The 8612-nt window shown below is 61.8% G+C and carries 3 protein-coding genes, 2 pseudogenes and 1 riboswitch; of the genes and pseudogenes, 3 read left to right on the forward strand and 2 right to left on the reverse strand.

The features are described from left to right. On the reverse strand, positions 1-1330 hold a 1330-nt coding region (locus ACM43_RS10205; protein WP_271539905.1), incomplete at its 3' end, for a ribonucleoside-diphosphate reductase subunit alpha. A gap of 306 nt (positions 1331-1636) precedes the next feature. Beyond that, positions 1637-1850: riboswitch (cobalamin riboswitch) on the reverse strand. Positions 1851-1870: 20 nt separating this feature from the next. Next, positions 1871-2112: pseudogene (locus ACM43_RS10210) on the reverse strand (hypothetical protein); the annotation flags it as partial. 1668 nt (positions 2113-3780) lie between these two features. On the opposite strand from ACM43_RS10210, the gene ACM43_RS10215 reads away from it, so the two are divergent. The 3 genes and pseudogenes from ACM43_RS10215 (at position 3781) to ansP (ending at position 8527) form a co-directional block, all read left to right on the forward strand. Further along, positions 3781-4041 carry a SemiSWEET transporter gene (locus ACM43_RS10215; protein ID WP_036032134.1) on the forward strand — a complete coding sequence of 87 codons (261 nt, stop codon included), beginning with the start codon at positions 3781-3783 and terminating at the stop codon, positions 4039-4041. Between the two features lie 227 nt (positions 4042-4268). Further along, a pseudogene (locus ACM43_RS10220) lies at positions 4269-5393 on the forward strand (IS256 family transposase); the annotation flags it as partial. 1631 nt (positions 5394-7024) lie between these two features. After that, the gene (ansP, locus tag ACM43_RS10225) at positions 7025-8527 is read left to right on the forward strand and encodes an L-asparagine permease (protein WP_036032136.1); all 1503 of its coding nucleotides are present in this window, start codon (positions 7025-7027) and stop codon (positions 8525-8527) included. The last annotated feature ends 85 nt before the right edge of the window (positions 8528-8612 follow it).

The raw sequence follows: 8612 nt of genomic DNA on the forward strand, positions 1-8612 counted from the left end.
GCGGATTGCGCACCGAGATGGCGCCGGATAGCGTCTTGTGGATGTAGATGTTGGCCGGAATCGGCTCGGTGCAGGCGTCGCTGGTGCCGCCGCAGATGATGCTGATCGAGGCGGTCGGCGCGATCGCGATCTTGTGGCTGAAGCGCGCCATCACGCCGCGTTCCAGGGCATCCGGGCACGGGCCACGCTCGCGAGCGAGCGCCACGGATGCCGCATCGGCATCGCGACGAAGTTTTCGGAAGATGTTCAGATTGAATGACTTGGCCAAGGCACCCTCCATTGGAATGCCCTTGGCCTGGAGAAACGAGTGGAAGCCCATGACGCCGAGGCCAACGGAGCGCTCGCGCAGGGCGGCGTAGCGGGCACGCTTCATTCCGTCCGGCGCCACCGTGATGAAGTGGGTGAGCACGTTGTCTAGGAAGCGCATGACGTCCTCGATGAAGCCGGGCTCCTTATTCCACTGGTCCCAGGTCTCGAGGTTGAGCGACGACAGGCAGCACACCGCTGTGCGCTCCTCGCCGCGATGATCGATGCCGGTCGGCAGGGTAATCTCGCTGCACAGGTTGGAGGTCGAGACCTTGAGGCCTAGCTCGCGCTGGTGCTTGGGGAGCGCGCGGTTCACGGTGTCGATGAACAAGAGATAAGGCTCGCCGGTTTGCAGCCGGTTCTCAAGGATGCGTTGCCACAGCTGGCGGGCATCGATCTCGCGGACAACCTCGTTAGTGTTCGGGCTGCGCAGAGCGACTGCGGTGCCGGCACCCACGGCACGCATGAACTCGTCGGTGACGTTGATGCCGTGATGCAGGTTGAGGCTCTTGCGGTTGAAGTCGCCAGACGCCTTGCGGATCTCGAGGAACTCCTCGATCTCGGGATGGTGGATATCGAGATAGACCGCCGCCGAGCCGCGCCGCAACGAGCCCTGGCTGATCGCCAGCGTCAGGCCGTCCATGACGTGGATGAACGGGATGATGCCTGAGGTGGCGCCGCCCTTCACCTTCTCGCCGATCGAGCGAACATTGCCCCAGTAGGTGCCGATGCCGCCGCCATTGGAAGCAAGCCAGACGTTCTCGTTCCAGGTACCGACGATGCCTTCGAGCGAGTCCGACACCGAGTTGAGGAAGCAGGAGATCGGCAGGCCGCGCGTGGTCCCGCCGTTGGAGAGCACCGGTGTGGCCGGCATGAACCACAGCCGAGACATCGCATCATAGAGACGTTGGGCATGCGCTACATCGTCCGCGAAAGCGCAAGACACCCGCACGAACATGTCCTGGTAAGTTTCGCCGGCGAGCAGATAACGGTTGGTCAGCGTCAGCTTGCCGAATGATGTCAACAAGTCGTCGCGAGACGGATCGAGCGTGAGGTCGGCCGGCTTTGGCGATGGCGCGAGGGGCCACGGCAGCGGAGCCGGCGATGGCGAAAGGGGCACCAGACACGGCTCAGGCGCGGCAGGCTTCGCCTGCGCTAGGCGCGGCCGCACACTCGGTGGCGCGACGAGATGACCATGCTGATCGAAATCGTAAGACGGCGACATCGGCAACCCCGCGATGTTTGAGGCTGGGGGCCGTGCGGACGACTTGCGAGGAGATCGGACAAATATCACCAGCTGCAAGCGACCCACCGGGGCACCCCGCCCGAGGACTTTCGTTCAGTCGCGGCAGGTCTCCTGGCTCGCGGGTCGCTGGGGCTGTCGGCCTTCCCAGCGCTGTCGCGCCAGTGACCATGATGACAACCGCTCGCCGCTTACAGTTGCGGGGGCAGCCTCGGAATAGCCGTTGCCGGCGCACCGGGTTCCCTCTTAGCTTCCATCCTACGAGATGCGGGAATGGAAGACCGTGACGGGCTACATATAGGCGCCGCTCGCGGAGATTCGTCAAGGCGGCGCCGTCAAGTTAACGAATTGGAGCAGCCCCGAGGTCAAGGTTCGGCGAGCGCTTGTCGTGGAGATCTCGCGCCAAGTCGCAAAGGCTCGCTCGCGCGAAACACGACGGAAGTCGGCAGTGACGGCTCCGAGAGAGAGGATGTGGAAAAGGTTCGTGACCTGATCATGAACTGACAGAAAAATTGAGCCTGACGGGACGATTTGAAGCGCTTCATGATCCGATCGCGTCGCCTGTTACCCTTGCGGCGTTCGTGGTCTGGACTATCCCTTCACCCGGCGATGTCCGCTGTAGGTGCTTCCCGTCGAGTCTCCACCCCTCCCCTGGCAGGGGCTTGGCTCGGGGAATCACTTTCCAACTGAAAGTGCCTTATGTGATGGGCTACGCGACCGTGGGGCTCGCAGGCGGCGTGGTCGCGCGCTTTGTTCACGATTCCAAAAGCTGCTTGGTTTGCCTCCATGAACATCGGAAGGACGAGAAACATATATCCAAACCGCGTCTCGATAATACCGGAATGGTCACGCCGTTAGGGTGCAATGCGCCTACATTCACCGGAGGAGGCTTTGATCTGCAAGAAGTCTCGCTTGAAGTCGTCCGCAGTGCGGTCGGATTCATGAAAAGCTAACGGGCCTTACGGCGGGCGAACCCACATTCGCGTTTATATCACCGGCGGGTTTCTGCTTAGCATCGAACTGAAGACGCCCAAGGGTTGGAGCTCGAAGGCGCAGAAGGAACGTCATCCGAAGCTTCAAGGTCTCGGCTCACCGTGATCACGGCTGTCCCTCGTCAGATAATTTGGGACTGCGGCGATCAGCCGTCGCTACGCAAGGTGAGCATTCGGGATATGGATTCAACGGACTTCGCGTTCAGCGGATCGGCGGCGTCCTGCATGGGCTGGTGCGGGCCTGCGCGTTTCCGGGCAACGGTGCATTCTTCGAGGTCGGACCGACCGTCTCGCGGGCCAATGCGAAACTGCCGTTCAGTGCGGCGGACCCACCACCGTTCGGCGATCGCAGGTTGAGGTTATCTGCTCAAAAATGGACGCGCTCGGGAAGCGGCCCCTTGACCTTACCCGAAATCGAGCCGCTCAGACGAGAGATGGGGACAGATTCTCCTCCAAGGCGTCCGCTTTACTTACCGCGTCGTCGAGCCCATTTTGCGTTGCGGGGTGCGTTCCTGACGCGAGCGCGGCTCCCCGCCTTCGCGACAGACGGTGTACTTGCCGAGGCTCGCCCTGCCGATGAAGTTAGCGGCCACGTGACTCGGCGCCCTGACGTGAACCGAGGAGGCGCTGTCCCTACCACGCACCGCTAACTTCACCACGATCAGCCTCAACCAGCGGAAGAAACTGACCGTAGCGTGTATCATTCGGCAAACGCCCTAGCGCAACTATCAGGACTGGTCGTAGCCAGTGATTTGGCGATCAATCTCGGATCGCAGGCAGTGCGGGCGCGACTCCGCGCCGTTCGGTTGCGCTGGGCCGGAAGCTGCCCCTGCCCAGCTCGCACTGCCAATTGAAGTTAGCAGAGCGTGACTCGGCGCTTATTCCCCACGCATACACAGGGGAAGCGCTGTCCCTGCCAGGCCCTGCTAACTTCTCCACACTCAGCCTCAAAGCAGCGGAAGAAGCTGACCGGGAGCTTATCGCTCGCAGAAACGAGCATAATTCGTCGCGCCATGGAGACTGCTCCTCCGTTTGCGCCGTGAAGAACTGAGCTGGCGGCGACTGCAGCGAAGCGGCCTTGCGACCGACATCTTCCGGCACAAGCGGCGCCGGCGACTATGACGCTCTATATCGCAGCCTTATGGCGGCCGTTTAAGCGTAGTGTTTTCGAGCGAACTGGCCGGCTCGCAAGAAAACGCGAGGCATGACCGAGGTTGGAATCCATGCTATAGAGCCGGTATGGACCCCCTCGTGAACAAGCTGATCGGCTTCGCCGCCGCCACTTGCACGACCGTGGCCTACGCGCCGGCGGCCATTAAGGTTTGGAAGACCCGCTCCACCGGCGACATCTCGCTCGGCATGTTCGTGGTCATGGTGCTGGGCCTGGCGCTCTGGCTCGTCTACGGCCTGTTCTCGGGCGATGCACCTCTGGTCGCCGCCAACGCCATCACAATGGTACTCGCCGGCGGCATCCTGCTGATGAAGCTGCTACACGGGTGAGGTTACCCTGCCCTCTTGCCTGTTTGTCTCACAGGCGCTGACGGCGAACACGGCAGGCCTGAGGCGATCCTCGCAGAACGAAACCGCATCAAGCGAGACACCATCACAAACCGCCGCTTGCAGCATCAGGGGATGTCCCGGGTTCTGTTGAATTACTGAAGGGGTCGGCGTTGCCCACCTTGAGCCGGTAGGCTCGGGGTGCTGACTCCACAAAGGAGAGCAACGCCATGACGAGAGATATCACACCGGCTGGGCGAGCGGGGCTGTGGACGACGCGTTTGCGGAAGTGCGGGCGAGCTTCGATCGGTTCTGCCTTGCGGCAGGGATCGAGGCGCGCCGCACGATGATGGAGGCGGATGTCACGGCGGCCTGCGGGCCGCACCAAGGTCGCGACGCGGCGCGGCGGGCGCACCGTTGGGGCCGAACGCGGGGACGAATCGGCTTCCACGGCGGCAAGATCGAGGTCGAACGCCCGCGTGTCCGGGGCATGGACGGCCGCGCGATCACGATCCCGAGCTGCGAAACGGCGGCGCAGGAGGACTGGCTCGGTCGCTGGGCGATGAACCTGATGCTGATCAATGTGTCGACGCGCCGGTTCGACCCGCGCTGTCCGGCTCCCGGAGGGTGACGTGCCGGCACCGCCCGGATCGGGGGGTTCGAAGTCGGCGACCTCGCGGAGGTTCGTAGCGCGGGCGCGGCTGGCCGACTTCATGGCTGCCGATCTGTCCGCGCTCGACCTTCTGGTGGTCCAAATCGACGGGCTACATCTCGGCGACGATCTCGTGCTGGTCGCCGCGATCGGGGTTGACGGCGGAGGCAACAAGCATCCGCTGGCGCTGGTGGAAGGGGCGACCGAGAATGCCGCAACGGTTCAAGCCCTGCTGGACAATTTGGTCTCGCGCGGGCTCGCCCCACGGTACCAAGACTGTTCATCGCCGACGGCGCGAAAGCGTTGTCGAAGGCGATCCGCCGCACCTTCGGTTCGGCCGCTGCGATCCAGCGCTGCCAGATCCACAAGGCGCGCAACATCATGGAAGGCCTGCCAAAAGAGCATCATGCGGCCACCCGTCGGGTGCTGCGCCAGGCCTAGGAGCTCGATGACGCCGAAGGCTGAAAGATTGATCCGCAATCTCGCGCGTCGACTCGACCAGCAATGGCCCGGCGTAGCGGCCAGCATCCTCGAAGGCCTCGACGAAATCCTGACTGTCGTCCGGTCGAAGCTGCCGAAGGAGCTTCGTCAATCGCTCGCCTGTACCAACATCGCCGAGAACATGATGGGCACCATTCGCCGCGTCACGCGCAACGTCAAACGCTGGCGGGATGCCGGCATGGCCTTGCTATGGGTCGCGGCGCATGCGAATACGCCGGTGACGGCGCTGGTGGTGATCGGCCGCCAATCTGTCGTGCGAGATGATCGGTTTTGCTGGCGTTTCGTCAGCTTGTGGTCAGGTAGCCGCTTTAGGCAGGTCAAGCATGTCAAGACATGTCCAAGCGAGCAACGAATGCTGGAGTCGGGCCCAGGTGCCTATCTCTCACGACCGATCGAAAGTTCCCAGAGCCTCGTCGCAGGGCGGGACTGATCAGCATGCTCAGCTGAGAAAGCCTTGTGCAAGCATGTCACCTGAAAGGCGATGTAGCCTGAGTGCCAGTATCGGACCTACACAACGGCCAGCGATGGTCGGTTTCGTGGCGAGCATGTGCTTCAGATCAGCAAGGTTGCAAATGTTTTCGCAGGCCATGAACTCGATTGCCTGCCGATCAACTTGGGGTGCACCTAGTCGTTGAGCTCGTCCCCAGAGCTGCGCGAGGCGCACTAGCGAAGGCCAAGCATTCTCGCGCGCGCTCGAATTGTCACGAGTGGCGCTCAGTCGCGCCTCGTATCTGAGATCTGCGATCATATCGCAGCCGTCGGGCCGTGCCCGATTATACGTCACGACAGACTGCGGTCCGGTCCTTGGTCTCAAAGAGGAAGCTGCGGCGTCACTGCGAGCAGCAACGAATTCGTCCAGAGCGCCGGCCCCGCAACAGTAGCGCCGGCGCATTAGCGTTTAATCTGAGATGGATCATGACGAGTATTGGCCGATCTGGGAAGTCGTACATTGCAGTGTCAAGCGCCGACAGCGGTGGGACGAGCGGGTCGACCACTAAATCCGGTCCAGGCCGCGGGGAAGCTCGCGGAGCACTCCGTTCTGTCCTCGATCGCATGCGCCCAGAGCGCGGGATCGAGAGGCGTCCTCTACGGGCATCACCCCCGGCCATCTCGCTCTCCCCCGCGACAAGTCTGCCGATCCCTTCGACAGTTCAGATCAAATCCGCGCGGCTATACGACACGCCGGTGTGGGGCCGCCGGATCCTTTCTCGAAGTCTCCGAGTGACCTGCAGAAATGGGGAGACAGGCTCATCGCGTTTTGGCGACCAGCCTAGGCGAGGCCGTCGAGCACGTAGCAGTTTGCAAATTGATACGTTCCGGCCACATGGGGTGTGCGCCTCTCAACCGAGCGGTAGATCGGCAAGGCCGCGCATCGACGAGGTGGGAGGCACAGAGCTGTATGGAACGCGGTGGCAAGCACATCGAGGCGTGCACGTTGATGGCCAAAGCTTTGTGCCGCGCTAGAAAGCATTGATCGGGCCTGTCGCGCTCGCGACATCCGTGAATTCTCAGTGGCCGTTGTCGCCCATACAAAAGAGAATAGTCCCAAATCAGGTGAAGATGCCCCGGTTGGCGATCCTTCTGCAAAGAGCAGCAACTCATTTCGCTAGTGAGTTCCCTCCGCGTTGGGAGACGGCTGTCCATAGCAGGAAAACCTGGGCTATGCCACGTGCAAACCTGCGCCTCGGGCAGGATGCATACACATCGACCACATAAAAGCGAACCTAGCCGCCCGTATTAAGCTCAGTCCGCAGCTCGATCTGAGCGACGCGCTCGAGACTCCGCTCCGCAAACCTTGGCCCGACACATTGCCGATAACCAAAGGAGAGTTCAGTGACTGCACTAGATGTCCAACAGACGACAGGCAACGCTTCTCTCGATAAAAGAAGCTGGCTCGAGTCCCACGAGGAGGGCTACCACAAGGCGCTCGGCAATCGTCAGGTTCAGATGATCGCCATCGGCGGCGCGATCGGCACCGGCCTGTTTCTGGGTGCTGGCGCACGCCTGCAGATCGCCGGTCCGTCACTGGCAATCGTTTATCTGGTTTGCGGCGCCTTCTCATTCCTGATCCTTCGAGCGCTCGGCGAACTGCTGCTTCATCGGCCAAGCAGCGGAAGTTTCGTATCGTATGCCCGCGAGTTCCTCGGCGAGAAGGCGTCCTTCGTCGCCGGCTGGATGTACTTTCTCAACTGGGCAATGACTGGCATCGCCGATATCACCGCGGTCGCCCTCTACATGCACTACTGGGATCTCTTCGCGCATCTGCCACAATGGGTGTCTGCGCTCGGAGCCCTGCTTATCGTTGGTTCCATGAACTTGGTCGGCGTGAAGTGGTTCGCCGAGATGGAATTCTGGTTTGCGCTGATCAAGGTGGCGACAATCTCCTTGTTCCTTGTAGTCGGCACGATCTTTTTCGCTGGTGGCATCTCGATCGCGGGCAGCGCGCCCGGCATACACCTCATTACCGAGAAAGGCGGCTTCTTCCCGAACGGACTCTTACCGCCCCTAGTTCTCGTGCAGGGCGTCGTTTTCGCCTTTGCCGGGGTTGAACTGGTCGGCACGGCAGCTGGCGAATGTTCAGATCCCAAGAAGGTCCTGCCGCCCGCAATCAACAGCGTGCTCTGGCGCATCGCACTGTTCTACGTCGGTTCAGTGGTCCTGCTCGTCTGCCTCTTGCCCTGGACTGCCTACGAGGCGGGCCAGAGTCCGTTCGTCACCTTTTTCGGCGCTCTCGGCATTCCTGGCGTCGGCACGGTGATCAACATCGTCGTTCTGACCGCGGCGCTCTCAAGCCTGAATTCCGGCCTCTACTCGACCGGCCGGGTGCTGAGATCGCTCGCCCAGGGGGGCTCCGCGCCGGCATTTCTCGCCAAGATGAACCGCCAAGCCGTTCCCTATGCCGGCATCCTCCTGAGCCTCGCGATCTACGTGTTCGGAGTCGTGCTCAACTTTCTCGTGCCGTCTCAGGTGTTTGAGATTGTCCTCAACGTTGCTTCGCTCGGCATCCTCAGCACCTGGGGCTTTATCGTCGTCTGCCAGATGATGTTCCGCCGCGCCGTCAGCCGCGGAGAGGTCGCAGACGTCAGCTTCAAGATGCCCGGCGCGCCGGTCACGTCGTGGGCGACACTCGCTTTCCTCGTTGTCGTCCTGGTGCTGATGGCGCTTGATTATCCGAACGGTACCTTCACCGTCGCCGCCACTCCCTTGATCGCCGTACTGCTCTGGGCAGGTTGGCGGTGGACGGCGAAGCATCGTCAGATGCTGATGCCAACGACCATACCGTCCGTGGTGCTGACGCAAGACATTCTGGAGCACGCGCCCAAACGCGCTTCCTAAGAGCCTGACTGAAAAATGGGTGAGTGATCTCAGTGGGGTGTGATTCCATCGGATTTGCAAAGATTCGAGGGAGAGCACGATGCCC

The organism is Bradyrhizobium sp. CCBAU 45321 (genome assembly GCF_028128975.1).
Classification (GTDB): Bacteria; Pseudomonadota; Alphaproteobacteria; order Rhizobiales; family Xanthobacteraceae; genus Bradyrhizobium; species Bradyrhizobium yuanmingense.